This is a genomic window from Streptomyces sp. NPDC028991, assembly GCF_055564775.1.
The window spans coordinates 1-1,216 of record NZ_JBVHVP010000057.1; the positions used below are offsets into that span (position 1 = coordinate 1).

Annotated in this window: 1 rRNA gene (cut by a window edge); it reads right to left on the reverse strand. The window is 56.8% G+C overall.

The window, feature by feature from the left end:
- Positions 1 to 22: 22 nt before the first annotated feature.
- Positions 23 to 1,216: ribosomal RNA gene (locus ACZ4V1_RS35725) — 23S ribosomal RNA — on the reverse strand; it runs 2,028 nt beyond the window's last position.

Below are 1,216 nucleotides of genomic sequence, written 5' to 3' on the forward strand. Positions count from 1 at the left end.
AACACAGTGGACGCGAGCAACTGAGGACAAGCCCTCGGCCTATTAGTACCGGTCACCTCCACACCTTGCGGTGCTTCCAGATCCGGCCTATCAACCCAGTCGTCTACTGGGAGCCTTAACCCCTCAAGGGGGTGGGAGTCCTCATCTCGAAGCAGGCTTCCCGCTTAGATGCTTTCAGCGGTTATCCCTCCCGAACGTAGCCAACCAGCCATGCCCTTGGCAGGACAACTGGCACACCAGAGGTTCGTCCGTCCCGGTCCTCTCGTACTAGGGACAGCCCTTCTCAAGACTCCTACGCGCACAGCGGATAGGGACCGAACTGTCTCACGACGTTCTAAACCCAGCTCGCGTACCGCTTTAATGGGCGAACAGCCCAACCCTTGGGACCGACTCCAGCCCCAGGATGCGACGAGCCGACATCGAGGTGCCAAACCATCCCGTCGATATGGACTCTTGGGGAAGATCAGCCTGTTATCCCCGGGGTACCTTTTATCCGTTGAGCGACGGCGCTTCCACAAGCCACCGCCGGATCACTAGTCCCGACTTTCGTCCCTGCTCGACCCGTCGGTCTCACAGTCAAGCTCCCTTGTGCACTTACACTCAACACCTGATTGCCAACCAGGCTGAGGGAACCTTTGGGCGCCTCCGTTACTCTTTAGGAGGCAACCGCCCCAGTTAAACTACCCATCAGACACTGTCCCTGATCCGGATCACGGACCCAGGTTAGACATCCAGCACGACCAGACTGGTATTTCAACGACGACTCCCCCTGAACTGGCGTCCAGAGTTCACAGTCTCCCAGCTATCCTACACAAGCCGAACCGAACACCAATATCAAACTGTAGTAAAGGTCCCGGGGTCTTTCCGTCCTGCTGCGCGAAACGAGCATCTTTACTCGTAGTGCAATTTCACCGGGCCTATGGTTGAGACAGTCGAGAAGTCGTTACGCCATTCGTGCAGGTCGGAACTTACCCGACAAGGAATTTCGCTACCTTAGGATGGTTATAGTTACCACCGCCGTTTACTGGCGCTTAAGTTCTCAGCTTCGCCCCACCGAAATGGAGCTAACCGGTCCCCTTAACGTTCCAGCACCGGGCAGGCGTCAGTCCGTATACATCGCCTTACGGCTTCGCACGGACCTGTGTTTTTAGTAAACAGTCGCTTCTCGCTGGTCTCTGCGGCCACCCCCAGCTCAGAGTGCAAGACTCATCACCGG